General features: G+C 53.9%; 26 protein-coding genes. 11 read left to right on the top strand and 15 right to left on the bottom strand.

The features are described 5' to 3' along the window. The first annotated feature begins 232 nt into the window (after positions 1 to 232). Positions 233 to 493, top strand: a complete 261-nt coding sequence (locus tag BH714_RS00175; RefSeq protein WP_040016739.1) for a hypothetical protein — start codon at positions 233 to 235, stop codon at positions 491 to 493. Positions 494 to 505: 12 nt separating this feature from the next. Here the strand turns inward: BH714_RS00175 and BH714_RS00180 are convergent, their stop codons facing one another. Both BH714_RS00180 and BH714_RS00185 read right to left on the bottom strand, forming a co-directional pair. Then, entirely contained in the window at positions 506 to 697 is a 192-nt protein-coding gene (locus BH714_RS00180; protein ID WP_040016740.1) for a hypothetical protein, read from the bottom strand. Beyond that, positions 681 to 1,100 carry a hypothetical protein gene (locus BH714_RS00185; RefSeq protein WP_040016741.1) on the bottom strand — a complete coding sequence of 140 codons (420 nt, stop codon included), beginning with the start codon at positions 1,098 to 1,100 and terminating at the stop codon, positions 681 to 683. The genes BH714_RS00180 and BH714_RS00185 overlap by 17 nt, the downstream gene beginning before the upstream one ends. 268 nt (positions 1,101 to 1,368) lie before the next feature. On the opposite strand from BH714_RS00185, the gene BH714_RS00190 reads away from it, so the two are divergent. Continuing rightward, positions 1,369 to 2,283, top strand: a complete 915-nt coding sequence (locus BH714_RS00190) for a hypothetical protein (protein WP_140418752.1) — start codon at positions 1,369 to 1,371, stop codon at positions 2,281 to 2,283. A gap of 80 nt (positions 2,284 to 2,363) precedes the next feature. Here BH714_RS00190 and BH714_RS00195 read toward each other — a convergent pair whose 3' ends face one another. The 13 genes from BH714_RS00195 to gspG form a co-directional block, all read right to left on the bottom strand. Beyond that, positions 2,364 to 3,917 carry a hypothetical protein gene (locus tag BH714_RS00195; protein WP_140418751.1) on the bottom strand — a complete coding sequence of 518 codons (1,554 nt, stop codon included), beginning with the start codon at positions 3,915 to 3,917 and terminating at the stop codon, positions 2,364 to 2,366. Between the two features lie 127 nt (positions 3,918 to 4,044). After that, positions 4,045 to 4,536 carry a type II secretion system protein gene (locus BH714_RS00200; RefSeq protein ID WP_155397199.1) on the bottom strand — a complete coding sequence of 164 codons (492 nt, stop codon included), beginning with the start codon at positions 4,534 to 4,536 and terminating at the stop codon, positions 4,045 to 4,047. Beyond that, positions 4,520 to 4,882 carry a type II secretion system protein gene (locus BH714_RS00205; RefSeq protein ID WP_080765193.1) on the bottom strand — a complete coding sequence of 121 codons (363 nt, stop codon included), beginning with the start codon at positions 4,880 to 4,882 and terminating at the stop codon, positions 4,520 to 4,522. The genes BH714_RS00200 and BH714_RS00205 overlap by 17 nt, the downstream gene beginning before the upstream one ends. Continuing rightward, positions 4,869 to 5,345: a type II secretion system protein gene (locus BH714_RS00210; RefSeq protein WP_040016745.1), complete on the bottom strand. Its 477-nt coding sequence runs from the start codon at positions 5,343 to 5,345 to the stop codon at positions 4,869 to 4,871. The genes BH714_RS00205 and BH714_RS00210 overlap by 14 nt, the downstream gene beginning before the upstream one ends. After that, complete coding sequence (locus BH714_RS00215) at positions 5,345 to 7,228, bottom strand: secretin N-terminal domain-containing protein (RefSeq protein WP_040016746.1); 1,884 nt, start codon at positions 7,226 to 7,228, stop codon at positions 5,345 to 5,347. Before BH714_RS00215 ends, BH714_RS00210 begins: the two co-directional genes overlap by 1 nt. A gap of 2 nt (positions 7,229 to 7,230) precedes the next feature. Then, positions 7,231 to 7,743: a hypothetical protein gene (locus BH714_RS00220; protein WP_040016747.1), complete on the bottom strand. Its 513-nt coding sequence runs from the start codon at positions 7,741 to 7,743 to the stop codon at positions 7,231 to 7,233. Beyond that, positions 7,740 to 8,258 (bottom strand): hypothetical protein, encoded by a 519-nt coding sequence (locus BH714_RS00225; protein WP_040016748.1) that lies wholly within the window; start codon positions 8,256 to 8,258, stop codon positions 7,740 to 7,742. Before BH714_RS00225 ends, BH714_RS00220 begins: the two co-directional genes overlap by 4 nt. Further along, positions 8,242 to 8,757, bottom strand: a complete 516-nt coding sequence (locus tag BH714_RS00230; protein ID WP_040016749.1) for a hypothetical protein — start codon at positions 8,755 to 8,757, stop codon at positions 8,242 to 8,244. Before BH714_RS00230 ends, BH714_RS00225 begins: the two co-directional genes overlap by 17 nt. Beyond that, on the bottom strand, positions 8,735 to 9,451 hold the full coding sequence (locus tag BH714_RS00235; RefSeq protein WP_040016750.1) for a hypothetical protein: 717 nt from the start codon (positions 9,449 to 9,451) through the stop codon (positions 8,735 to 8,737). Before BH714_RS00235 ends, BH714_RS00230 begins: the two co-directional genes overlap by 23 nt. Then, complete coding sequence (locus BH714_RS00240) at positions 9,435 to 11,054, bottom strand: GspE/PulE family protein (protein ID WP_040016751.1); 1,620 nt, start codon at positions 11,052 to 11,054, stop codon at positions 9,435 to 9,437. Before BH714_RS00240 ends, BH714_RS00235 begins: the two co-directional genes overlap by 17 nt. Further along, entirely contained in the window at positions 11,054 to 12,223 is a 1,170-nt protein-coding gene (locus BH714_RS00245) for a type II secretion system F family protein (protein WP_040016752.1), read from the bottom strand. The genes BH714_RS00240 and BH714_RS00245 overlap by 1 nt, the downstream gene beginning before the upstream one ends. Continuing rightward, positions 12,220 to 12,684, bottom strand: coding sequence for a lytic transglycosylase domain-containing protein (locus BH714_RS00250; RefSeq protein WP_040016753.1), 465 nt, complete (start codon positions 12,682 to 12,684; stop codon positions 12,220 to 12,222). Before BH714_RS00250 ends, BH714_RS00245 begins: the two co-directional genes overlap by 4 nt. 2 nt (positions 12,685 to 12,686) lie before the next feature. Next, on the bottom strand, positions 12,687 to 13,106 hold the full coding sequence (gene gspG, locus BH714_RS00255) for a type II secretion system major pseudopilin GspG (RefSeq protein ID WP_040016754.1): 420 nt from the start codon (positions 13,104 to 13,106) through the stop codon (positions 12,687 to 12,689). A 387-nt stretch (positions 13,107 to 13,493) separates the two neighbouring features. On the opposite strand from gspG, the gene BH714_RS00260 reads away from it, so the two are divergent. The 9 genes from BH714_RS00260 to BH714_RS00300 all read left to right on the top strand — a co-directional run bounded on the left by BH714_RS00260 (position 13,494) and on the right by BH714_RS00300 (position 23,856). Then, on the top strand, positions 13,494 to 15,323 hold the full coding sequence (locus BH714_RS00260; RefSeq protein WP_040016756.1) for a glycosyl hydrolase family 18 protein: 1,830 nt from the start codon (positions 13,494 to 13,496) through the stop codon (positions 15,321 to 15,323). Positions 15,324 to 15,370: 47 nt separating this feature from the next. Then, a complete protein-coding gene (locus BH714_RS00265) occupies positions 15,371 to 15,742 on the top strand; it encodes a hypothetical protein (RefSeq protein WP_040016757.1) in 372 nt (123 codons plus the stop codon). A 339-nt stretch (positions 15,743 to 16,081) separates the two neighbouring features. Further along, a complete protein-coding gene (locus BH714_RS00270; protein WP_014168746.1) occupies positions 16,082 to 16,801 on the top strand; it encodes a FadR/GntR family transcriptional regulator in 720 nt (239 codons plus the stop codon). Next, complete coding sequence (locus tag BH714_RS00275; protein ID WP_040016758.1) at positions 16,798 to 17,811, top strand: ABC transporter ATP-binding protein; 1,014 nt, start codon at positions 16,798 to 16,800, stop codon at positions 17,809 to 17,811. Before BH714_RS00270 ends, BH714_RS00275 begins: the two co-directional genes overlap by 4 nt. After that, on the top strand, positions 17,808 to 18,890 hold the full coding sequence (locus tag BH714_RS00280; RefSeq protein WP_040016759.1) for an ABC transporter ATP-binding protein: 1,083 nt from the start codon (positions 17,808 to 17,810) through the stop codon (positions 18,888 to 18,890). Before BH714_RS00275 ends, BH714_RS00280 begins: the two co-directional genes overlap by 4 nt. Positions 18,891 to 18,892: 2 nt before the next feature. Beyond that, entirely contained in the window at positions 18,893 to 20,407 is a 1,515-nt protein-coding gene (locus BH714_RS00285) for an ABC transporter substrate-binding protein (RefSeq protein ID WP_025205116.1), read from the top strand. Positions 20,408 to 20,425: 18 nt separating this feature from the next. Next, positions 20,426 to 21,367, top strand: coding sequence for an ABC transporter permease (locus tag BH714_RS00290; RefSeq protein WP_020882795.1), 942 nt, complete (start codon positions 20,426 to 20,428; stop codon positions 21,365 to 21,367). 2 nt (positions 21,368 to 21,369) lie between these two features. Continuing rightward, positions 21,370 to 22,245, top strand: coding sequence for an ABC transporter permease (locus tag BH714_RS00295; protein WP_014168751.1), 876 nt, complete (start codon positions 21,370 to 21,372; stop codon positions 22,243 to 22,245). Between the two features lie 9 nt (positions 22,246 to 22,254). Beyond that, complete coding sequence (locus BH714_RS00300) at positions 22,255 to 23,856, top strand: gamma-glutamyltransferase family protein (protein WP_020882793.1); 1,602 nt, start codon at positions 22,255 to 22,257, stop codon at positions 23,854 to 23,856. Positions 23,857 to 23,890: the final 34 nt, after the last annotated feature.

Genomic DNA, 23,890 nt, shown 5'->3' on the forward strand with positions numbered 1-23,890 from the left:
GCAGGTTCCCGGAAACGGGACCTGCAGTTTGCTTTACCACTGAATGGTCTCCTTGTCGGTCCTTTCCGCTTTGGAAACTGTGCTGCATCATGGTTAAATAAACTGACGGGCTAAGGGGTAGTTGTAACCTTACCTTCTTCATGCCCCCACACTGGAATGGCAAGGAAATATGTGATGAGGGTTTCTCTACAACATAGTCTTATCGTTCTTTACGACAAGGAAGCTAACTTCCATGAATAATGTCTATCCTGAAAAGCAAGCATCAATACTCATTGGTGATGCAGCCATGCATTTATCCTTACAAGGCATTAATGTTGATCATGTTTCTCTCAGTTATTACCTGGGTAAAAAACTAGAGTATGCCAGGAGTATTGATGATTGCTTATATGCTGAGGTGATCTGTATTGCACTTTCAATGTTGAAGGAAAACGCTAAGCCCTCAGGGAAATGCTGCTGTAAATATAAGGAGTGGCTTAAGGCGTCTATTGATTAAACGTATATCTCTTTATGACGTTTTACTGCTTCGTGCAATTTTCACTTCCTCAGCAAAATCTAACGCCGCTTTATAATCAAATCGACGCGTTTTTGCATTATGTCTCCCGGGTAACGGTGCAGGTATTTTCACGCCGAACAGCTCTCCCGTCGTCATAAGTGCATAAACTAATTCAGCCTCACTCACATCAGCCATCTTCGCCATAATATCCGTCCTGATACAAAAACTTAATTTCACTTACCTTCCTCCTGTTGTAAAAATCAATAATGTTGTCGATGTTGGGTAGCATAAAGTTCATGGCATCAATGGTTTCACGCCAGCCAGACAGGGATTCATTTGCTTTTACATACCATGTATGCTGCTCGCTTTGGGGGTGATGACCCGTGATCAAAACAAGCATGTCGGGTTTAATTCTTCTGATGAATGCCAGATACTTCACCAGGTGCGTGTTTGTACCAAACGTGTCTGCATCGATAATGCAGAGCATTTTGTCTCTGGCGATAAAGTAATGGTGGGAGATTTCTGTAAGCCCCTTTTCGAATAAAAAAGAGTTCGTCCGCACGCACACCCGAATTTTTTCATAAGTTTGTTTAGCTGATTGTTCCATCCTGTGTCTCGCTCAACAAAATTCAATATATAAGATGGCTTTCAAGCCTACTATTTTAGTCTGAATAATGACAAGGTATTATATTCATTCCTCAGAACAAAATGAGGGAGAATAGTTGACTTATTGTCGAGGGTTTTCTTAATGATCATAAGCTAAAAATTAACAAACTATGATTTTATTCGGAGTCCTGTTTTACTGTCTGGGGCGTTCAGGTATGGTCATTGTTGCGCAAGCCTGTTATTTCTATTTCATCAAAGAGGATTTTTTCATGACAAAGACAGTCGTTGCTTTAGCCATGCTTAGTATTTTTTCAACAGCGTCAGTATATGCTAGTGATTACGCGCGCTCGATGAATATTGAAAATCCTGATCGTCTGAAAATCACGATTAATGGCGTTGACTATAATGAGGGGTACAGTAGCGATTTTATTTCGCATTTATGGTGGGGTAAAGATGATAATGGCGTGATGAAGGTTGCCGTTGATAACGGCAGGGTACTGAACGAATCTATCGAAAATGGCCTTAACTGTAACTATGCCATGATTGTCAGTAAAGATAACGGTGTTAACTTACAGGCAAATGGAAAAAATTATAATTTTAAGAAAAAGGATTACCGCTCCATTAACTCTCCGGTGGTCACTGTTATTAATGATTCCTCTTTAAGTGTGAGGCCCTATTTTTCTGTTAATGGGAGCGACTTTTTTTCTGACAGCTTCAACATCATCGCCAATGGGATCCGCATGTTTACCGGAGACAGTGGCGAATGGAAAAAACAGGGCGTTCGTCATGGTGATAACCTTAAAGTAAAGTTTAGCTATAAGTTGGCAGAATCGGGATTGCAAAAAGAAGTTGTCTGTCCGTCACTGGATACATTAACGGAAAACCGACTTTATCGCCTACAGGGCGGAGAGCAAAATGCACTCTGTGTCCTTGAAAGTAATGACATTCACATCAAAAACGATCGTATTGTCGCCGGATGGAATAAACCCCTGACCAAAGCAGAACTGCTGCAAAGGATCGACGCAACCGCCGCAGACGATGAGGTCATTATTGATATGCCTGATGATAAATACATGGCACTTTATACCCAGCCGGATGAATATAAAATCCCACTGAAAGCAGGGGATGCAAAAGCGACGATCACGTTAGTGGTTATCAAAGGAACCATTCCCATCGCGCAGTAAAAACGGAAATACATTAGCGAAAAGCTAACAAAATCGTCAGGCAACATCTCAAAGAGCATGTTGCCTGACGTGTCAGAGACTTATGGAATGGCGGTCATGACCCATTGTGGCCGATATTTTTGCTCTCCACCTTCGACACCACACCAGGCAAGAAGCGGGTCGGTAACGGTACCTGTCTTTTCATAGATCAGCATTCCACTGCCATCCGGGTTGGGTTTTGATGCCTTGACCCCGGTGGGTAGCCGCCATTTACAGGCATATTGTGAAATTCCAGAATAGTGTAAGTCTGGCAGGATCTGCACAACACTGACGCTCGCATAGCCTTTCAATGATTTCTGAGCGGCAGCCACCTGGTCGTTAATGACAAAAGACGTATCGGGGATCGCGCCATCAGGAAAGAATTCTTTAATCTGCGGCCAGATCCGGGCAATCGGCATTGCCTGATTATAACCATTCACCAGTTCACCGCTGGTACTGAGAGCCAGAACGCGCTGCGTGTAGTTATCGATCAGCGGCGCACCCACGCCCGGCTTCATAGGGTTGTTCTTATTATCCATATCGTTATTGTACGTGCTACAACGATGCCGGAATTGACCTGCTTCGCGGTCGTATAGCTCAATAGCACAGTGGGAGCCATCTGACTTTTGTGCTGCAACATACAAACGCGCATTATCTTTTTTAAACTGCGCCTGCGGCAGATAAAATTCCGTTTTTTGGGTAGCAATGTCGTTAGCCTTCGTCTCATCTCGTGGATCAATCCCTAAATAACCCAGGGATTTGACGAAATCTTCTTGCGCTTTATCACCTGCAAAATCTAACGACAATAAACGATATTTACCCTCTCTGCTGGATGACTTGCCAAATGCTTTCACTTTGGTCGTTTTCTTTATCTGATAACTGGCGCAATCATTTGGATTGACCTCAACCTCCTGAACAAACCAGACCTCTGTGCTTCTTACCTTTTTATCTTCTTTTAACGGGAAACTGCTCAATACCAGCAGATCGCCATCAACCCCTTTTTCGCCGATGCGCCATCCGGTATTGTAATGCGGTTTTTCCCGGTCATAAGTATCGCGGATCACCGCGACGGGTTTTGTATAGTTATAGATAAAAGTTGAGTCTTTAAAGCAGGAGTGCGGGAGCGGGTTTTTGTCACCCGGAATGATATTAAACAATGACCTATCCTGAAGCGCTGGCTCGCCCCTGACCTGGAAGGCAATTTCGGCCTGTCGGGAAGAGGGAAGTGTAGAACCATCGGCAGCTAACAGGCGTACCGTTACGCTATCACCAAAAACGGATAATGCATCGAAACTTACATGGTGCTCATCCGAGCCGCTCAGGATTTTCTCAGCCGCATAACGGTAAACTTCGTTGTTATTTTTACCTGCAATTTCCACTATCGTATCGGCGGGCAGGTTAGCATACGAGATATGGACATCAAGCAGCGCCGCATCTTCAATAAAAACCGTCTCCTGCGTTTTATTTTGATTAAGATAATTATCAGCTGCTTCGAGTGAGGTATCCTTTGCATGATTATTTACTGTTATTGCCTGCTCGCCTGCAAATACAGGAATAATGCTTTGCGATACCGCGGTCAGTGAAATAAGAAGATAAGTTAGTCGTTTTATTTGCATATGTGCACTCTCCAGTTTGTGTATTTCCGCACGTCCGAAGTGACGATCAATAACATATCCGTCCTGGCCCCGCTGGTAAGAAAAAGACATATTTTTATGATATTATGGCTACCACCTTATTATTTCATTAACGCCCACAGGCAACAGGCAGCGGGGCCTGCAGATCGCTCTCTACCTGAAATTTCCAGTCGTAATATGTTTTTGCTTTAGCAAACTGTTTTGGATCACGACGAAAGCCGGTTTTTTTTCGCGGCATGCCTTTTCCGAGACTGCGCACGCCAATCCAGCGCCCCTGAGGATCGAGAATCATGCCCCAGTTTTTACTCCCCGTGAGCGGATCGGCGTAATGCTGTCGCAGGTGATAGAGCGGTTTTCGTCCACGTTTATCGATAAGCAACTGTTCAAAACGCACCGGAAAACAGCCATCACCGTTTCTGCGGTAGGCTTGTATCGCCGCACGGATTTGTTCACCGCGTGATAAAAGCTCAGCCTCCTGCTGCTCCTGATAACGCATCTGCACTTCGTCACGGCTTTTTAGCAGCGACAACGCCAGCGTGGAGAGCGCAATCAGCAGCAAAAGATAGGTAAAACCGCCTTGTTGTTTAATCGAACGCATCATTCTGATCCAGACCGGCTTTCGGTGGCGTCTCGACGTCAATAATTTGCCCTTCTTCATCGGTCTTCGCTTCCCAGATGTCGCGGCGATTGGTCATCGGGTCCAGCGGCATCTGGCGCAGATAACCGGCTTCGACCAGATCCTCCAGGCTGTATGGCCCCACCAGGCGATCGCGACGGTAGTGATCGATCGCGCTGCGCAGCGTTTGCAGGTTATGTTCGCGCACCACCTCTTTGGCTCTATCCGCGTGCTGGAAAAATCGTGGAGCCACCAGGGTCATCAATGTCGCGATGATCGCCATCACCACCAGCAGCTCAATGAGCGTAAAACCTTTTTCACCATTGCGCATAGGGCACTCCATTCAGACCGCTGGCTGTATTGGTACTACTGACATCAAACACGTCTTTCCCTCCGCCGCTGAAATCGCCGGGTGGCTGCGTGGATGCGCGTAACCGCCAGGTCTCTTCATTATTTTTTCCCTCACAATCGCACATCGGATCGCGCGGAATTTGACGCAGAAAGTAGATCATCGCGCCGGTGGGCGACGTCTTATCCCGCACGCCTTCAACAAGGCTTTTTAGTGACGGCGGATATCCAGATTCGTTGGTCTTCTTCTCTATGCTTCCTTCCACGCTTGCCTGGTGATAGCGGTCAATGGCGTCTCGCAGCGTGCGCAGCGACTCGCGTAACTGCGTCTCCTGCTGCCGCTGGTGAAAGTTACGCATCAACGGCGCAGCGGCGGCAGCAAGGGTGGCGAGTAATGCCAGCGTGACGATCATCTCAATCAAGGTAAATCCGCGCTGGCGCTGCATTACGATGCTCCGTTTTCCGTTTCTGATTCATCGAGAATGGGGGGCGGCAGCGTTGCCGCCCGGTCAGGGAAATGGGCTGGCGGCGCGAGAGCGGGGGCGGTGAACCCGCTGCCCGGTTCGTCACGCTGCAGGTCACGCAGTTGAATGCTGTCACCCGTTAAATCGTCGCTCCCCATCTCAATGGTACTGACGTGGCTTCCCGGTAAATCGAGGTTGCGTTCAATAGTCGGCGTAATCAACAGCACAACCTCGGTGCGTTCTTTATTCTCGGCGTTGCTGCTAAACAGGCGGCCCAGCCCTGGAATGTCACTTAATATTGGCGTCCCTTTTTGGGTGCTGGTTTCATCCTGTTTAATCAGTCCTGCCAGCATCTGGGTCTCGCCATTCATACTGCTGAGCGTGGTATTAGCTTCGCGTTTCGTGGTGCGGTAATATTTTGCGCCGTTCTCACCAGGTTCTTCGGCACCCAGGCTACTGAGCGTGAACTTCACCTCCATTGAGATGTTGTCGTCCATGCTCACTTCCGGCGTGACTTCCAGTTTCAGGCCCACATCCTGATAATCCACCTTCTGTTGTGTGACGCCCTCATTCGTGGTGTTGGTCAACACCGGAATGGTTTGACCGATATCAACCAGCGCTTTTTTATTGTTTTTCACCCGAATGCGCGGATTTGCCAGGACTCTGGCGTTGCTCAGCACCTTTTTCATGTCAATGCTCAGATTGTCGACATTAACCATGATATTTTTGGCGGAGAGATCGCCTACCGGGATCCCGCCGCCCTCAAGCTCACCTTCTTTACTTTTGGCAAAGCCCGCGCTGATGGTTTGCGGCAGCTTCACGCCCAGCGCTTCAAGATCGTTGGTATTCACTTCCAGCACCTCGACGGCCAGCGTGACCTCCGCTTCGGGACGATCGAGCGTCACTAACAGGCGCTCCGCTTTTTCCACGCTCTCTTTTGGCCCGCGCAGGGTGACGGAGTTGGTTCGCTCATCCACGTGCACATCCTTCAGCTTGACCATATTGCGCAGGGCAACATTGACCTCTTTCGCTTTCGCATAGCCCAGGAAGATGGTTTTAACGACCACATCGCGGTAGATCTTCTCTTTTTGCGCGGTTGCCGGGTAAATCAGCAAGGTATTGCTGTTCAACACTTTTTTACGCAGGTTATTCGACAAAAGCAGCACGTTGATGGCATCTTCCGCGGTGGTGCGTTTGGCAATCAGGCTGCCAGTAGTGCTGGAGGAAATATCTTTATCGAAGATGATATTTACGCCGGTCATCTGGCTGATGGTGTTAAAGATGGCCATCAGACTGTGTTCGCGAAAATTAAGCGCTATCGTTTTTTGTAGCTCCCGGTTCAGGCGCTGCTCCGGCTGGTTGATCCGCGAAACCTCACGCATCAGATGATCGCGCAGCGCGCGCGCCTGGGGCCAGTTGGGATCTTCTTCCAGCACCTGCTGGACTTTGTGCAACGCGCGCGCCGGGTCGCGAGTGCTGTTCGCCACCGCCTCCCTGTACAACGTGTCCAGCGCCCGACGGGCATCGAGTTTGCGTAATCCCTGCAGAGCGCGCAGATTGCCGGGCTCATAGGTAAGCGCATCGCGCCACATTTGCGTCGCCAGGGTGTAGTTGTTTTGACGCACTGCGAGATCGGCATTTTTCAGATAGTCATTGACCAGTTTTTTACTGATGTCAGCCTGCTCGGCGCGAAGCGCAACATCCTGCGGATTAGCGACGCGTTGTTGGTCAATTTCCTTCAGCCGCTTAACCAGTACCTGCGGAGAGGCGGTCACCGATTCCCGGACCGGCGGTGCCGTACGTTGTGCACAGCCGCTCAGTAGCGCGCATGACAACAAAAAAGTGAGAGCAATTGTTTTTTTCATGATTAATGTGTCGGTTCCGATTGCAGCTCATCCAGTTCCAGCCGCTGCTGGATGTGGCTGGGCTGCCATTCAAACAGGAGGTGGTCGTTCGCCACCGTTTTTAAAATCCAGTTGTCGACCGGCGAACTGCCGATCCAGATCCTGCCGTCCGCTTTGCAGCGCTCGCAGACCGGCCAGGTCTCTTTGCCATCCGTCAGCACAATGATCCGCTGACGGTTTTCCCACCAGGCACCGAGTACCTGTAGCGGTATCGGCGGTGCGGTCGGTGCTGCCTTTTCAGGCTGCTCGCTTTCCGGCTGCGTTTCTGTCAGGTCACGCGCCCTGCTATGCGGGGTTGAAAAGAGATCGACGCGCGTTGAATGAGCCGTCTCCTTTTTTGCCGGCGCGGGCCGTGGGCGCGAGACAGGCTGCACCTCAAGCGGCGCCTGCGATATCTCTTCATCGGCAAACTGGCTCCAGATCGCTGCACCGGCGGTTAGCACCAGCGCCAGTTGTAAATAGCGCGGCAGTTTCATGGCGACTCCTTCAACAGACGAAGTTGCACGGTGGCGCTGAGCTGGCTTTCCGATGGACCGGCGCGCCGCAGGCTTAGCTGCTCAATGCGTAATGGCAGAGTGCGGCCTAGCGTTTCCAGAGCGTCCATAAGCGGCAGATATTCACCGCGCAGGGGAATATCCAGGCGTAGCGCGGTTTTACCGTCGTCTTTTTCCAGCTGATAGCGACTGGCATCGACCTGCATCCCCCGGTTTCTGAACTGCTCAAAAATGAGCCTCACCTGCTGATATTCACCGAGGCTGACGTGGCTTTGCAGTTCCGGCTGTTGTTTATCCAGCGGCAGCGCGGTGTGTAGCTGCGCCTGGAGCCGGACAAGGTTTTCCTGCAACTGAACGGTGTGCGGCCGAATAGCACCCAGCCATAACACCAGCAGTCCTGCGGGAAGCCCGGCGAGGACGAGCGGAACCGTCCCGATGCGTCCGGCAAGCCATGCCGCCTGCCAGCGCAGCACGGCGGGTTTATTCTGAAGCCGCATGGTGCTCCTCCGTCGTAACCTTGACGTCGAGTACCGCGTTAATCGGCCAGGCGGGATCGCCCTTCGCCGCCTGGCGATGATTCTCGAGCACCACATGCGCGGGTAACTGCTGTAGCCGCTCGCTGAAGGCGAGGAGGGCGTCAAGATTGCTTGCATTCACCGTAAGTCGCGCATCGCCTTTACTGGCCGTGACGTCAATGCTCAGTAGCGCAATATCAGGCGTCAGTACGCTGCCGATGTTGTCCAGTAGTTTGATGGCCGGTGGGACGGCCTGCAGTTGCTGAGACTGACGCAACCGGCGCTGCTCTGCTTCACGTAGCTGGCGCATCACCTGTTGTCGTTTTGCAAGCTGCTGCTGTACCTGCGATGTCTCAAGCTCAATATGTCGGTGCCCGAACAGGCCATACACCACGACGGCGGTGAGCGGTAAACAGAGGAGTCCGGTTATCAGCAGCGTGCGTGAGGCCCACGGAGAGCTACGCGTAAACAGCGGTGTCATGGAGACTCTCCTGTAGCGCGACTTCCTGATGATGCTCTCCGTCGGTATGAATGACGTAGCCAGGACATTCCTGCATTCCGCTAAGCCGGGCGATAACCCGCAGTTGGGCGTCCATCTCCTGCTGTGGCAAAGTGAATGTCCAGACGTCACGCCAGCAGTGATCCTGACGACTGGCAATCCGGCTATGGTGGGGGCTCATCGCCACAAACAGGCCGTTTTCCGGCAGCGTGCTGCCGAAGTGGCTAAACAGCTTCTGAAAAGGTGTGACTACCCCACGAAAACGCAGCCGTTCCCGGCGCGCCAGTGCGGCAAGCAGGTGCCAGCAAGGTTGTTTCAGGCACGCGATCAGCGCTGACTGCTGCCAGTTGAGGGTCTCAAAGCGTACCTGCCAGTCGACGGGCGGATTCATTCGATGCACCGCCTGCTGGCGAGCGAGCTGAAGCAGTTCCTGCGGTGTGCTCACGCCGTCATGCCAGGGCTGAATAAAAAACGTCAGATCGTCGGTATCGAGGTGAAACTCCACTGCGTCACGCCATGGTAAGACGGAAGGGCGCATGCGCAGCAGCGATTCGAGCGCGACGTCGAGAGGTTGATCTGGCTGGCGTTCATGTGTGGCAAGAACCACGTTGTGACGGCGCAATCGCACGGCATGAGGCCAAATGTCGCACTGCCAGGTATTAGTGAGTGATAACACGCTTCACCTCCTCCCAGGTGGTTTTACCTTCAACCACAGCGCGCAGCGCGATGGTTGAGAGCGGAACAAAACCGTCATTAAGCGCCACTTCCTTTAATTTGCGCCGGGGCGATCGCGCCAGCATCGCCTCTTTCATGGCATCGCTGAAATGCAGCACTTCCGCCAGCGCCAGCCTGCCGCGAAAACCGCTGTCGCGGCAGGTATCACAACCTCTTCCTCGTCGCCATCGGGGGGGGAGCTGCTGCAGCGGTCCGGATTGCCACGCCGCGAGAAGGTCATCTGTGGGCGTGGTGTCATCTATACAGTCCGGGCAAATCTGGCGAACCAGCCGCTGCGCCACGACACCGTTGAGGGCGGTGATCAGGCTGGCGGGTTCTACCTGCATATATAAAAAACGTTCCAGTACGCTAAAGACATCATTGGCGTGAACCGAGGAGAGCACCACGTGGCCGGTGAGCGCCGCCTGCACGGCAATGCCGGCGGTTTCACCATCGCGGATTTCACCGACCAGGATGATGTCCGGATCATGACGTAAAATGGCGCGCAATCCCCGGGCGAAGGTGAGCCCTTTTTTATCGTTGACAGGAATTTGCAACACGCTGTTGAGCTGGTACTCCACGGGATCTTCAATGGTGATAATTTTACTTTCACCGCTGTTGAGTTCGCTGAGTGCCGAGTAGAGGGTGGTGGATTTCCCGCTCCCGGTTGGCCCGGTCACGAGCACCATACCGTGGGGTAGATGGGTTAACTGGCGAATGGCATCCAGCGTGTGCGCATCAAATCCGAGCGTCTCCAGACGCAGGTTTTGATCGTGTGATTTATCCAGCACGCGCAGTACGGCATCCTCACCATAGACGCCCGGCATAATGGACACGCGAAAATCGACGGGACGCTGGAGGATTAACGCCTTGAAGCGTCCATCCTGAGGCGTGCGCCGTTCGGAAATATCCATGCAACTTAATACCTTGAGGCGGGAGATCACCTGTTCCGCCTGCTGTAGCCCGGCGCAGTGGCGAATACTGTGCAAGACACCGTCGATGCGGTACTTCACCATCAACCCATCTGCCACGGCGCAAAGATGAATATCGCTGGCGCGGCTTTGCAGGGCATCAAACAGCGTGGCGTTAACCAGCTTAATGACGGCGTGGGGCTCACTGGCAATAGCCGCTGGGGTTATCTCCAGCCACCGGGCCTCTTTATTCTCTTCGCTCTGCTGCTGTTCTAGCTGATCGAGGGTGCGCTGTTGTTTTGCCAGCTCACTAAGCCGGGCATTGAGTTGAGAGAGCGGGGCCAGCGCGGGAAGGGCATTCATGTTATAGGCCCACTGGCGCAGCGCCAGCGAAAACGGATCGCCCAGCGCTACGTGGAGTTGTCCGTTAACACGCAGCGGCAATGCTCGCTGGCTGAGCGATTCGGTCAACGGTACGCTGTTAAAATCCTCTTCACTTTCGGCGAGTTGAGCGGGGGAGAGAGGCGTGAGTCCGAGAGAGCCCGCGGCTTCTTCTAACGCACAGGGAAAACTGTCCAGCAGTTCTGCCAGCGCCTGGCAGCGCAGCTCGTCTGGCAGGTCGAAAAGGGGTTCTACAGATGGTGAGTGAGACATTATTGCAATCCTCCTGCCAGTTCAAAAATGGGCATGTATAGTAAAAACACGACGAGCCCAACGATGCCGCCAACGACCATCATCAGAATCGGTTCAAAAATTTTGCTAAAGGTTTCAATCGCGCGTTCCAGCGATTCATCATAAAAAGCCGCGATCCGTTCGCACATGGCAGGCAGTTCGCCGCTGCGCTCGCCGACCTGTAACAGGCGGCTGGCGATAGGGGTCGTCATCTTTTGAGCTTCCAGCATGCGGGAGAGCGATTCGCCGGCGGCGACGTCGCGGATAACCTGTTCAACCTGCTGACGATGCGTGGCGGGCAGGATCTCCCGGCTAAGCATTAATGCCTCAGGCGCGGGAAGGCCGCCCTGTAACAGCAGGCCCAGCGTGCGGTAGAAACGCACCAGCACAGAAAGCTGATGCTGCTGACGTAAGGCGGGAATGCGCAGCAGCAGGCCGAGCGCACGTTGGCGCAGGCGTGGGCTACGCACGGCCATCACGACCCCTGCGACCGCGGCCACGCAGCCGGCTAGCAGCAGTGACCCATGGGTCTGCGTCAGGCGTCCCCACCAGAGGATCAGCTGTGCGCTGGCTGACGGGTTCTTCATCCCATCAAACACCACGGAAAAACGTGGAATAATAAAGCCGAGCAGAAAGAACAGAATGACCCCGCCGGCGGCGATGACAATTGTCGGATAGAGCAGGGTTGATTTAATCCGCTTGCGCAGAATTTCCATTCTTGATTCGTAAAACTGAAAACGCTTTAGCGCTTCGGGTAAGTGCCCGGTTTGCTCAGAAGAGGCAACGGTGTTAATCAGCAGCGGCGGAAACAGCGCCGGTAGCGCCATCATTGCCTGGGAGAGCTGTGCTCCTTCGTAGAGCTTTTTAACCAGGGTATCCAGAACCAGTGAAGTACCCGCGTCACGGCTGCTTTCACGCAGCGCTTCGACGGCCTCAACCACGACCAGCCCGGCCTCAAGCAGGGCGATAAGCTCCTGCAGGAACAGATTCAATGGAAAGCGTTTCTCTTTACGGGCGGGGCGTTCCTGTACCTGCAAAACGATGCCGCCGCCGGCAATAACGCGGGCGCTGGCATCGTCAGGCGACGCGGCAAGCACGGTCTGGTTGACGCGTTTCCCCCCCTGGAGGATGGTGACGATATATGGTTTCATTTTGGCGACAGTGTATGGCTCCGCCTTTTAAGACGGGCATAATGCGGAGCCACTTTTTTTATATATTGTTGACGAAGCGCGCGGCGCTGGGGCGTATTTGCCGTTCCGGCGTTATACGCTCCCACCGCGTCCCAGGTATAACCAAAGCGCTGGATTTGACCTGCCAGGATCCAGGCGCCGGTCATGACACTTTGGCAAGGGTCGGTAAGCAGATCTTTTTGACTAATACGAAATTTACGTAGCGTATCGAAGTGAATGCTGTTGATCTGCATCAGCCCGACATCCATTGAACCATCAGGGTTTTTATTGATGGCCTGGGTATTACCATTGGACTCCACTATCGCTATCGCCTGTAATAGCTCTGGCTCAATGCCGTAACGCTCTCCCGCCAGTTGCCAGCAATCAGCCCGACAAGAAAATACGCTGAAAATAAACAGCGAATATAAAGACAGGCGCAGCATATTCAGAACCCGTAAGTGACAGGCTTACCGTCTTTACCGCCGGACGTAATTTCGACTTCATTAATGGCGTCTTTTGTCCGGGAGGGGTTATGCCATTGATAAGGATTGCCCCAGGGATCTAACGGCACATGCTGGCTGAGATAAGGGCCATTCCAGTTTTGCGCGTTGGAAGGCTTTTCAGTAAGTGCTTTCAAACCTTGCGTTTCGCTTGGGTAGCTACCGGTATCAAGGCGATATTGCCCGAGAGCCTCAGCGAGTGAGCGCATCTGGCGCATGGCGGTTTTCTCTTTAGCCGAGTCGACATTAGAAAAGACTTTTGGCCCGACAAATCCTGCCAGCAGCGCAATAATCATCAGCACGACCAGCAATTCAAGCAGGGTGAAGCCACCCTGTTTTCTCATCACGTTACTTGCATATTTCATTGTGAGCGTCCCTTGTTGGATAATAGTTGTGATTAATTCCTGAATTTTCCCTGAAAAAAGCGTTGGCACACAGGTATGCCATCTTTTTTAATTAGTGAAGATGGGAAGGTTAAATAAAGAAGCGTCTTACAGGATGCGGGAATTTTCCTGGGTTGTCGTTGAGGGACTTATTATAAATACAGGAGATATTTCTGAACGAAATTTTCTATTTTGAAAGTGCTGTAATAGGTGTAAGTAGTGTGTTTTTTTATTAAAAGATATTTCTTATGTAATGCGGATGGTTTCCTGATCCTTTTCTCTTTATCCCCAACGATCTCAGTGCTAAAAAAAAAGACAATTTGAGAGGTAATCCACAGGACTATCATCACAAAGTAATAAGGAACTTCGATGAAAAAACTTACATTATCTCTATTAATTGGTAGTGCATTAATGGCGCAGTCGGCTTTTGCGGCGCAGGCACCGCGAGCGGTTACGTATCTGACCTCCTGGGGCGTTTCAGCCGATTCCGTTGAGGATATGAAAGAAGTAAAAGCGGATACGTTCCTGCTTTCATTTGGTGGCTGGGATGAGAACGGTAAAATTTTCAGCTCAGACAATAATAGTATTGTCGCGATACCTCAATATGATCCGTATTACATCAATGCGCCAGTTTATGTGGTCTGGAGTCAGTTGAAGCTGGCCCATCCTGAGAAAAAAATGATGCTGGCGCTTGGCGGTGAGGCGTACTCATCCATGTGGTCTTATCTGAATAACGCGCAAACGCGAGAAACGCTGGCGCAGAATCTGGTGAATCTGCTGAACACAAACTTCCCGGTGTATAAGAAGAACATGAAGCCTGACGAGATGGTCGGCGAATGTATTATCACTGACGGCAAGTGTAATATGGCGCACTATCAGAAGGCCGGTACCGTTCAGCTTGATGGCATTGATTTTGACTTTGAAAAACCAGAGCGCGTCACGCCGCAGGAAAATGAAAACTTACTGGATCTGGCTCAACGGGTACGTAGCAAGCTCAATGCGTCCGGCAGCAAAAAGCTGCTGAGTCTGACCACCTATCACGTTGGCGCGGATCCTGAGAACTGCGCCAGTAGTGCGGTAACGGAAAATTGCTCCTTTGTTGAGTCTGCCCGCTCCTCACACCACGGCGAAGTTCTGCCGCTGCTGAAACAGGGGAAAGACGTTTTCGATTTCTTCAACGTCATGGCCTATGACGCCGGCCCGCGCTTTAAGTATGACGTGGCGATGACCAACTACGCCCGCGCGGTGGGTGATAAAAGCAAAATCGTTCTCGGTCAAACCATTAACTCCCAGTGGGGACCAGAAGGTCGCTTTGTTGAGAGCCGACATAACAACGTAAACCGTGCAGGCTGGCAGGCGCAGAATGGCTACGGCGGCTTCTTTATCTGGACATTGGGTTCAAACGACCAACAGCTGTCCATGCCGCAGCAGGTTGACTATTTCAATGAGATGAAAGAGCGCGCGGACCTGATGTCGCCCGATCGCCCGACAGATACTGTTGCACCAACCGCGCCAGCAGGCCTGAAAGTTCTGAACAATGGTTTGACGATCACCCTCGCCTGGCAGCCCTCTACCGATAACGTCGGTGTCGATCGATATGAAATTTACCGCAATAACGACAAGGTTGGCTCCTCAGTGGACACTCAGTGGACCGATAATGCGGTAGAAACCGGCGGTGTGGTTTATCGCTACAGCGTGAAGGCATTCGATGCAGCGGAGAATATCTCTGAAAGCAGCAATGTGGTTGAGGTGGAAACCGTGCAGGTTGAAGAAGGGCGTCCGGGCACGCCAACCGATCTGACCCTGGTTTCTTCAACGGAAAACAGCCTGAAGGTGAAATGGGGGGCGGTAGATAAGGCAGTGAAATACCACGTACTGCGCAATGGAGCCGAGTTACTCACCGTGAGCGGAACAGAGATTACCGACACGGGACTTCGCGCGGGAACAACCTACACCTACCAGGTGATTGCAGAAAATGCCAAAGGTCAGCAGTCGCTGGCAAGTACGCCATTCAAGGCAACGACGGACAAGGGGTCTGTGACACCTGAGCCGGAAGGCGAGTGGAAGGTCGGCGTGAACTACAAAACAGGAGAGGTGGTGACCTATAACGGCAAGCAGTATCGTTGTCTGCAGGCACATCCTTCTATGGCTCACTGGGCACCTTCTGAGGTTCCGGCGCTATGGCAGCTTGTTCCTTAATCTTTCGCGGCCCTCGCAAGGGGGCCATTTCCAGGAGCTAAAGTGAAATGTTAAGGACACTGATTACCGTGCCGCTGATTGTGCTTTTTTCCGCCCCGCTAACGCAGATGGCGAATGCGCAGGCTGTGCAGATTGCGCAACAGCATACCGCAGAAAAACAGAACTGGAAGGCGCTGGTATGGCTGGCAAAAGGGGACAAACTGACGGTCACCAACACCGGAACAACCGCTGTCCACCTTAAAAAGTCAATCATGCTGATGCCCGATGAAATGGCGTTAATGCTGCAAACGGAGACCATTTTACCGGGCGAAACGTTACCGATCTTCGGGGCGTGTCCGCATCATTTGCCGTTACAGAAAGAGGTCATCATTTACCTGCAATCGTCGGATGAACCGCACAGGCTGGTATTGAATCACTAAGTGAGTACGACTTATTACAGAATGTTTATTGCTTTTGGTTAACATTGATATATCATAAAAGGTGCAAATAATTAACAAATTAACCAATTTGGTGCATTATTTGCACTGTTGTTGTGCGTTTTGTGTTCTTTTCTGTTGGCGATCGTCCTCGTGTGCCGACTGTGGCTGTAACAATTCATTACGGTAACCCCTTCATTTCTTATCGTTTTTCCGAAAATTTCATGAACCAATAAATAATTGGTTCGTTTATTGCTTAATCATTAGCACGGTAAGTAGCACGTCATATCAATAACTTATCGTTAATAAAAATAAAGTAATGATGATAGCGAGCGAACCAATATGGAAAAACCGTCACGGTTTCTGGCCAATTCCAGCACCGCGCTTGAGCAGCTGCGCGGACTGATCAACCAGCATGAGTCAACACCAGGCACTCCGCTGCCCACTGAACGTGAGCTGTCGGAGACTCTCGGCGTAGGACGACGTGAAGTACGTCGTGCGCTGGATGTGCTGGAAGAGGAGGGGCGGATCTGGCGTAAACAGGGCAAAGGGACCTTTATAGGCCCGTCTGCACCTGTTGAACCTCTGGCCCTTCAGGGATTGGTTCAGCAAACCAACCTTCTGGAAGTCATGGAAGCTCGTCTACAGCTCGAACCCGGCTTAGCCCGGCTTGCGGCACTGCGTGCCACCAGGGAAAACCTCGCGCTTATGCAGCGCATGCTGGAACGCATTGATAAGGTCAGCCCGGACGACCGCGATCTCAACGAACTCTGGGATAGCGCATTTCACCGCGCCATTGCCGAGGCTGCCGGTAATCGCCTGATGCTTGGCCTGTTTGATGCCATTGATGCCGTCAGACGTGAACCGGGCTGGCAGCATTTGCGCGAATTAGCCCGTACACCCGAGCGGGTTGATCACTACAACGACCACCATCAAAAAATCATGTCTGCGATTATCCATCGCCAGCCTAATGAAGCAGCGGCCGCCATGCGCGAACACCTGCTTAGCCTGCAGTCAGCCCTGATTCAGGCTATTCACCTTGAGGACGACTTCACGCTATGACGACGATCCCGTTTAAGGACCCCACGCCTGTACTGCGGCTGCAAAATCTTAACGTAACGTTCGCCGGCTCTCCGGTGAGCGTGCTTGATGGTATTTCACTGACGGTCAACGCGGGAGAAACGCTGGCGCTGGTGGGGGAATCCGGCTGCGGGAAAAGTATCACCTCATTAGCGCTGATGGGCTTACTGCCCGCCAGCGCACAGATCGTCAGCGGCGAGATGCAGTTCCGTCGTCACGACTTACGAAAGCTTTCACCGCGGGAATATGCCGATCTTCGCGGCAGCGAACTGGCAATGATTTTCCAGGAGCCAATGACCTCGCTCAACCCTGCCTTCACGCTGGGAGACCAGCTCAGTGAAGCGGTGATGCGCCATCAGAAACTTTCTCGTGCAGAGGCGATGAAGGTTGCGCTGCAGATTCTGGAGAAGGTGCAGATCCCGGCAGCAGAAATGCGCCTGAAAGCGTATCCGCACCAGCTTTCCGGGGGGATGCGTCAGCGCGTGATGATTGCGATGGCGCTGATTAACCATCCACGTTTGCTGATTGCCGACGAGCCGACAACCGCGCTGGATGTGACCATTCAGGCGCAGATCCTCGCGCTGCTTAATACCCTCAAAGAAGAGACCGGTACGGCGGTGTTAATGATCACCCACGATCTGGGCGTGGTGGCGGAAGTCGCGCAGCAGGTGGCGGTAATGTATGCCGGACAGGTGGTAGAGCAGGGGAGCGTGGAGGCCATTTTTGCCGACCCGCAACACCCGTACACCATAGGACTGATGGGCTCGATTCCGTCCCTCGGCGCACGTAAAAGCGCGCTTTCCACTATTCCCGGTGCCGTTCCGCTGCCGGAATCCATGCCCAAAGGGTGCCGGTTCGCTACCCGCTGCCCCTTCGCGCAAACGCGGTGTCATGACGAAAAGCCGTCGCTGACGGCGATGGGGACCGACCATCAGGTGGCCTGCTTCCGCGTGCCGCTGGAACAACATATTGCGCTGGGAGAAATTGCATGACGACGCCCATTCTTGAAGCCCGGGACCTGAGCAAGCTTTTTCCCGGCCCTAAAAAACTGTTTACCCCAGCACGTTTTGTCACCGCGGTCGATCGCGTCTCCCTCTCCGTCATGCCTGGTGAAACGCTGGCGATTGTGGGCGAGTCCGGATCCGGAAAATCGACGCTGGGCCGTCTTCTTCTGCGGCTGCTGGCGGCCAGCGAAGGACGCGTATTTTATCAGGGTGAAGAGATCACTCATGCCTCGGGAGCGCGTCTGAACCAGCTGCGGCGGGAGCTGCAGATCATCTTTCAGGATCCTTTCGCATCGTTAAACCCGCGCATGACAGTCGAGCAGATCGTCGGTGAGCCGCTGTGGCTACACCAGTCGATGAAGAAAGCCGACAGGCAATATCGGGTGGCGGAACTGCTTAAAACCGTAGGGCTGCCAGCGGCCTGGGCGCAACGTTATCCGCACGAATTTTCCGGAGGGCAGCGTCAGCGAATCGGTATTGCGCGTGCGCTGGCCTCCGGGCCAAAGCTGTTGCTGGGGGACGAGCCGGTCTCCGCGCTGGATGTCTCGGTTCAGGCGCAGGTGGTCAACCTGCTGGAAAGTCTGAAGCATCAGCTGGGGCTGACAATGGTGATTGTTGCCCATTGCCTGGCGGTTATCCGCCATATGAGTGACCGCGTGGCGGTGATGTATCTCGGTCAAATTGTTGAGCTTGCGACAGTCGACGAAATCTTTGATGCCCCGCTACACCCCTATACGCAGGCGTTAATCGCCTCCGCCCCCCAGATGCAGCCAGGCGCGCCGCGCGTGGCACCTCTGCTGCAGGGGGATTTACCGAACCCGGCCAGCCCACCGTCAGGCTGCCGTTTCCATACCCGTTGTCCGTATGCCACGGATGAATGTCGCCAGGTCGAGCCGATCAATCAGGTGCTGGACGGGGGACGCCAGATTGCCTGCCATCGCTGGCAGGAGATTAACCGCGATCGCAGTGTTATCCAGATAGCACCGCCATCCGCAGCCTTTCTGCGCCGCCGCGCGCTGTTTGAACACGCGGCCACTCACTCCTCCCTTCCTTCAAGGAACTCATGATAATGACAATGCGTAATTCTCTTTTGACCGTACTGGGAAGTGTTATGTTGCTTGGCGCGGCGCTGCCCGCCCATTCTGAAAGCGTACTGCGAATTGGTCTGGGGGCGGATCCGGACATGCTCGATCCGCATCTTGCGCGCACCTATTATGGCCGTTTCGTCTTTGCCTCTCTGTGCGACCGGCTGGTGGACGTGGATGAGCATCTGAAAGTGGTTCCCGGCCTGGCGAAATCGTGGGCCTGGAGTGACGACGGCAAAACGCTGACCATGGATCTGCGTGAAGGTGTGACCTTCCATGACGGTGAAAAATTTGACGCTGCCGCGGCAAAATACAACCTCGACCGCGCGCTGACGTTAAAAGGTTCACTGCGTAAAAGTGAAATCTCGTCCGTTGAGTCCGTTGAGGTGACAGGCCCGATGCAGATTGCCCTGCATCTGAAAACACCTGATGCCGCACTGCTGATGCAGCTTACCGATCGCGCCGGGGCGATGATGGCACCCGACGCCGCAAAAAAACCTGACTTTGCCGCCCATCCGGTCTGCTCTGGCCCCTATAAGTTCGACAGCCGCGTCTCGCAGGACCGTATCGTTTTGACGCGTTTTGACAACTACTGGAACAAAGGCGCTTACCACTTCGACAAAATTATTTATCTGCCGATCCCGGATGCTTCCGTGCGTCTGGCTAACCTGCGTGCAGGGGATCTTGATCTGACGGAAGGCATTGCCGCAAGCGACGTGAAAACCGTAGAAGCCGACAGCAAACTGGCGCTGGCGAAGGTGACCGGTCTGGGTTATCAGGGCATTACCTTCAATATCAATAACGGCAAGGTCCCGGCGAACGATCCGTTTAAGGATGCCCGCGTGCGTGAGGCATTTTCACAGGCAATCGATCGCGATGCGTTAAATCAGGTGGTCTTCGAGGGGCTGTACACCCCGGCAAACCAGGCGTTTTCTACCGTAAGTCCGTATCACGTTAACCTGCCGGTGCCACCACGCGATGTCGACAAAGCCAAAGCGCTGTTGAAAGCGGCAGGCATCACTACGCCGCTGAATGTCAATCTGCTGGTGCCCAACAACCCAACTTCACAGCAGGTCGGTCAGGTACTGCAGGCGATGGTCGCAGAGGCTGGCTTTAACCTGAACCTGCAAATGACCGAGTTCGCCACGCTGCTCGACCGCCAGCAAAGCGGTGATTATCAGCTGAGCTTCTCTGGCTGGTCGGGTCGTCCGGATCCGGATGGCAGCATCTACGGCTTCATTAACAGCAAAGGCACCCTTAACGACGGCCGTTACAGTAACGCGCAGGTGGATGAATGGCTGACGCAGGCGCGCCTGAGCAACGACAAAGCCGTCCGTCAGCCGCTGTACGACAAGGTGGTGAAACAGCTGCAGACGGATATGCCCATTGCCTACCTCTATTTTGAACCGCGTATTTTTGGTCTGAACAAGAGCGTGCAGGGCTTTAAACCGTATCCGGACGGCATTGTGCGTCTGGCTGGCCTGACGCTGGCGAAATAACTGGCCTGAGGAGAACCCATGCTGGAACTGATTTGCAAACGTCTGCTGCTGGCCATCCCGACCTTACTGCTGGTGAGCATGATGGTGTTCGGCCTGCAAAAACTGCTGCCCGGCGATCCGCTGATCGCCATGGCCGGGGAGGAGCGCGATCCGGCGGTGATCGCCCAACTGCGTGCTGAGCTCAATCTCGATGCGCCCATCCCTGTGCAGTACTTCAACTGGCTGACGCGCGCGCTGCAGGGCGATCTTGGTGTCTCCTTACGCACTCACGAGCCGGTCACCCAGCTCATTGCCAGCAAACTGCCGGTGACGCTGGAGCTGTCGCTGCTGGCGATGATCATCGCGCTGGTGTTTGGCATCAGCATGGGGATCCTCGCGGCGGTCAACAAAAACAGCTGGGTTGATCACGGTGCCAACTTTGTGGCGATCTCGGGGATCTCGATACCGCATTTCTGGCTCGGGATCCTGTTGATTCTGGTCTTCTCGGTCAATCTGCAATGGCTGCCAGCGTCGGGGTTCGTGCCGTTTAGTGAAGATCCGATCCAGAACCTGCGTACGCTGTTGTTGCCTGCGTCGGTACTGGGAACGGGGCTGGCGGCCACGCTGATGCGCCATACCCGCGCCTCCATGATCGCGGTAATGAAGGCCGATTACATCCGCACCGCACGGGCTAAAGGGCTGTTGCCAAAGGCGGTGATTTTAAAGCATGCGTTTCGCAATGCGCTGGTTCCGGTGATCACCCTGACCACGCTGCTGTTCGGCGAACTGCTGGGTGGCGCGGTACTGACCGAACAGGTCTTCACCATTCCAGGGTTCGGCAAGATGATCGTCGATTCGGTCTTTAACCGTGACTATGCGGTGGTGCAGGGGGTGGTGCTTATCGTGGCGATCGGATTCCTGCTGCTGAACCTGCTGGCCGACGTGCTTTACGTTCTTATCAACCCGAAAATGCGAGGTTAAGCATGGCGGAACTGACAACTCAAACCATTGCCGCGGTTCAGCCCCGAGCGCAGAACCGGGTACTGAAGAAATTTCTCGCCAATAAAAGCGCGGTGATGGGTGCCGTAGTGGTGGGCTTTTTTGTGCTGGTGGCACTGCTGGCGCCGTGGATCGCGCCCTTTGATCCGGTGAAAGCCAATTTCCTGGCGGTGCGTAAAGCGCCTTCGGCGATGTACTGGTTTGGGACCGATGAACTGGGCCGCGATATTTTGTCCCGCATTATCTGGGGGGCGAGAACGTCGTTGATGGCTGGCTGTATGTCGGTGGTGATCGCCGTGGTCATTGGCGTTCCGCTGGGGCTGGTGGCGGGTTACTTCCAGAAGATGTGGGACGGCGTGATCTCGCGTTTTATTGAAGCGCTGCTGGCCTGCCCGTTCCTGATCATGGCGATCGCGCTTGGGGCGTTCCTGGGCCCAAGCCTGACCAACGCCATGATCGCCATTGGCCTCTCCGCAATGCCGATCTTCGCCCGCCTGACGCGCGGCCAGGTGATCGCCATTCGCAACGAAGAGTATATCGACGGCGCGAGGGCGATTGGCCTGCCGGATCGCTGGATCATCATTAAGTATGTGCTCCCCAATGTGATGTCTCCGATTCTGGTGCAGGCCACGCTGGCCATTGCCTCGGCAATCATTGCTGAAGCCAGCCTGTCATTTCTGGGGTTAGGCCAGCAGCCGCCGAACCCGTCATGGGGCTCAATGCTTAATACCGCGAAAGGTTTCCTTGAGCAGGCTCCATGGATGTCTGTATTCCCAGGTGTGGCGATTTTTCTTGCCGTGCAGGGCTTTAATTTACTCGGCGACGGGCTGCGCGATGCGCTCGATCCGCGCCATGACTAAGGAGTCATGATGACCAAAGCGCTTGATTTCACTTCCGGTTACGATTCACGACGCCCGCCGATGATGGGCCACAACGCCGTGGCGACATCTCAGCCGCTGGCGGCCCAGGCGGGAATGAAAATGCTGCAGCTCGGCGGGAACGCGGTTGATGCGGCGGTTGCAACCGCCATGGCGTTGACGGTGGTTGAACCCACCGGCAACGGTATTGGCAGCGATGCCTTTGCCATCGTCTGGGATGGTGAAAAACTCCACGGCCTGAACGCCTCAGGCCGCTCGCCTGCCAGCTGGCACGCGGATCTGTTTGCCGGTAAAACCGCGGTGCCAGAAATTGGCTGGGACGCTGTCACCGTGCCGGGTGCGGTTTCGGGCTGGGTGGCGCTGGCAGAACGTTTTGGCACGCTGCCGCTCACTACGCTGGCGCAACCGGCCATCGAGTATGCGCGTAACGGTTTTCCGGTCTCCCCGTTGATTGGACATCTCTGGCAGCGGGGTTATAACAAGCTGAAAGATCAGCCAGGCTTTAGCGCCTGCTTTGCACCGGAAGGGCGTGCTCCCCGGGTCGGCGAGATCTTCCGTAACCCGGCGCAGGCTCATTCGCTGGAGCTGATTGCCAGAACCAACGGTGAAGCGTTTTACCGCGGCGAGCTGGCGCAGAAAATTGCCGCTTTCGCGAAAGAGCATGGCGCGCACCTGACGGCAGAGGATTTGGCCAATCATCGTGTGGACTGGGTAGAACTGCTGTCGCGTGATTTTGCCGGTGGTTCGGTGCAGGAGCTGCCGCCAAACGGGCAGGGCATCGCCACGCTGATTGCGCTCGGTATTCTGGAGCAGTGTGGAATTGAAAAACATCATCCGGATTCCGTGCAGTCGCTTCATCTGTCTATTGAAGCGATGAAACTGGCGCTGGCGGATCTCGATCGCTACGTCGCTGATGAAGAACACATGGAGTTCGCGGCCCAGGCGTTGCTGAGCGATCGTTACCTGGCGTCGCGCGCGGCGCTTATCGACCCCGATAACGCCTCCGATTTCGTCTACGGTTCGCCGACGCAGAGCGGCACGGTCTACCTGAGCGCTGCAGATTCCAGCGGTATGATGATCTCCTTTATTCAGTCCAACTATATGGGCTTTGGATCCGGGATTGTGGTGCCGGAGACCGGGATCAGTCTGCAAAACCGCGGCTGTGGCTTTGTGCTGGATCCAAACCATCCGAATGCGCTGGCGGGCAGTAAGCGTCCGTTCCACACCATCATTCCGGGCTTTGCGATGGACGGCAACGGTAAACCGCTGATGTCCTTTGGCGTCATGGGCGGGCCAATGCAGGCGCAGGGGCATATGCAGATGGCCCTGCGCATCATGCTGCACGGGCAAAACCCGCAGGCGGCAATTGATGCGCCTCGCTGGCGCGTGGTGCAGGGCAGGGAAGTGATCGTCGAATCGACGTTCGATCGCAATACTATCGCCGCACTGCGTGAGCGCGGGCACCAGATCGTGGTGGAAGATCCGCTCCAGGATTACAACTTCGGCGGCGCGCAGGTGATTTATCGTATGCCGGAAGGGCATTATGTGGCGGCGACAGAGAGCCGCAAAGACGGGCAGGCGCTGGTGAGTTAATGATGTCCCCTCCCTCTACCTGTGAGAGGGAGGG

Source organism: Enterobacter ludwigii (assembly GCF_001750725.1).
GTDB lineage: Bacteria > Pseudomonadota > Gammaproteobacteria > Enterobacterales > Enterobacteriaceae > Enterobacter > Enterobacter ludwigii.

Coding starts and splice junctions, on each gene's coding strand:
- BH714_RS00175 (WP_040016739.1), top strand. CDS start 233: ATGAATAATGTCTATCCTGAAAAGCAAGCATCAATACTCATTGGTGAT.
- BH714_RS00180 (WP_040016740.1), bottom strand. CDS start 697: ATGGCGAAGATGGCTGATGTGAGTGAGGCTGAATTAGTTTATGCACTT.
- BH714_RS00185 (WP_040016741.1), bottom strand. CDS start 1,100: ATGGAACAATCAGCTAAACAAACTTATGAAAAAATTCGGGTGTGCGTG.
- BH714_RS00190 (WP_140418752.1), top strand. CDS start 1,369: ATGACAAAGACAGTCGTTGCTTTAGCCATGCTTAGTATTTTTTCAACA.
- BH714_RS00195 (WP_140418751.1), bottom strand. CDS start 3,917: ATGCAAATAAAACGACTAACTTATCTTCTTATTTCACTGACCGCGGTA.
- BH714_RS00200 (WP_155397199.1), bottom strand. CDS start 4,536: ATGATGCGTTCGATTAAACAACAAGGCGGTTTTACCTATCTTTTGCTG.
- BH714_RS00205 (WP_080765193.1), bottom strand. CDS start 4,882: ATGCGCAATGGTGAAAAAGGTTTTACGCTCATTGAGCTGCTGGTGGTG.
- BH714_RS00210 (WP_040016745.1), bottom strand. CDS start 5,345: ATGCAGCGCCAGCGCGGATTTACCTTGATTGAGATGATCGTCACGCTG.
- BH714_RS00215 (WP_040016746.1), bottom strand. CDS start 7,228: ATGAAAAAAACAATTGCTCTCACTTTTTTGTTGTCATGCGCGCTACTG.
- BH714_RS00220 (WP_040016747.1), bottom strand. CDS start 7,743: ATGAAACTGCCGCGCTATTTACAACTGGCGCTGGTGCTAACCGCCGGT.
- BH714_RS00225 (WP_040016748.1), bottom strand. CDS start 8,258: ATGCGGCTTCAGAATAAACCCGCCGTGCTGCGCTGGCAGGCGGCATGG.
- BH714_RS00230 (WP_040016749.1), bottom strand. CDS start 8,757: ATGACACCGCTGTTTACGCGTAGCTCTCCGTGGGCCTCACGCACGCTG.
- BH714_RS00240 (WP_040016751.1), bottom strand. CDS start 11,054: ATGTCTCACTCACCATCTGTAGAACCCCTTTTCGACCTGCCAGACGAG.
- BH714_RS00245 (WP_040016752.1), bottom strand. CDS start 12,223: ATGAAACCATATATCGTCACCATCCTCCAGGGGGGGAAACGCGTCAAC.
- BH714_RS00250 (WP_040016753.1), bottom strand. CDS start 12,684: ATGCTGCGCCTGTCTTTATATTCGCTGTTTATTTTCAGCGTATTTTCT.
- gspG (WP_040016754.1), bottom strand. CDS start 13,106: ATGAAATATGCAAGTAACGTGATGAGAAAACAGGGTGGCTTCACCCTG.
- BH714_RS00260 (WP_040016756.1), top strand. CDS start 13,494: ATGAAAAAACTTACATTATCTCTATTAATTGGTAGTGCATTAATGGCG.
- BH714_RS00265 (WP_040016757.1), top strand. CDS start 15,371: ATGTTAAGGACACTGATTACCGTGCCGCTGATTGTGCTTTTTTCCGCC.
- BH714_RS00270 (WP_014168746.1), top strand. CDS start 16,082: ATGGAAAAACCGTCACGGTTTCTGGCCAATTCCAGCACCGCGCTTGAG.
- BH714_RS00275 (WP_040016758.1), top strand. CDS start 16,798: ATGACGACGATCCCGTTTAAGGACCCCACGCCTGTACTGCGGCTGCAA.
- BH714_RS00280 (WP_040016759.1), top strand. CDS start 17,808: ATGACGACGCCCATTCTTGAAGCCCGGGACCTGAGCAAGCTTTTTCCC.
- BH714_RS00285 (WP_025205116.1), top strand. CDS start 18,893: ATGACAATGCGTAATTCTCTTTTGACCGTACTGGGAAGTGTTATGTTG.
- BH714_RS00290 (WP_020882795.1), top strand. CDS start 20,426: ATGCTGGAACTGATTTGCAAACGTCTGCTGCTGGCCATCCCGACCTTA.
- BH714_RS00295 (WP_014168751.1), top strand. CDS start 21,370: ATGGCGGAACTGACAACTCAAACCATTGCCGCGGTTCAGCCCCGAGCG.
- BH714_RS00300 (WP_020882793.1), top strand. CDS start 22,255: ATGACCAAAGCGCTTGATTTCACTTCCGGTTACGATTCACGACGCCCG.